The sequence below is a fragment of the Bradyrhizobium sp. P2_E8 genome, assembly GCF_056403875.1.
The window spans coordinates 1-557 of record NZ_JBFUES010001898.1 but is presented as its reverse complement, the minus strand read 5'-3'; the positions used below and the strand labels follow the sequence as shown (position 1 = coordinate 557).

At 65.5% G+C, this 557-nt stretch carries 1 protein-coding gene; it reads right to left on the bottom strand.

Annotation, left to right across the window (positions count from 1 at the left end; translation table 11 throughout):
* On the bottom strand, window positions 1-557 hold a 557-nt coding region (locus tag AC1D00_RS44580; protein WP_477015140.1), incomplete at both ends, for a 2-oxoacid:acceptor oxidoreductase family protein.

The window sequence follows — 557 nt, the reverse complement described above, 5'->3', positions numbered from 1 at the left end:
GAAGAGCCCCTTCTGATAGGCGTAGCCCATCATCATCATGTTGGTGGCGATGCTGTCGCCGAGGAGTTGCTCGGCCGGCTTGGTGAAGTCGAAGAAGACGGAGTCCTTGTGCAGCGCCGTCTCCAGCAATCCGTTCAGCTTGCGGGTCTGGAAGTTGAAGTCGCGGTTGAGGACGAAGTCGGCGGTGGGAATGACGTGGCTGTTGATGATGCCGCGGGTGCGGCTGGTGTCGCAGAGCGAGATCGTGTCCTTGGCGACCGCGACCACCTCGTCGGCGGCGAGGACGAGATCTGCCGTGCCGGTGACGATGCGCGAACACGTTACCTCGGCCGGATGATCCGACAGGCGGACGTGGCTGAGCACCGCCCCGCCCTTTTGCGCGAGGCCCGACATGTCGAGGATCATCGAGGCCTTGCCCTCGATGTGGGCGGCCATGCCGAGCAGCGCGCCGATAGTGAGCACGCCGGTGCCGCCAACGCCGCCGACGGCGATGTTGTAGGGCTTGTCCAGCGTCGGGCGCGAGGCCGGCTCCGGCAGCGCGCCGATCTCTTCAAGCT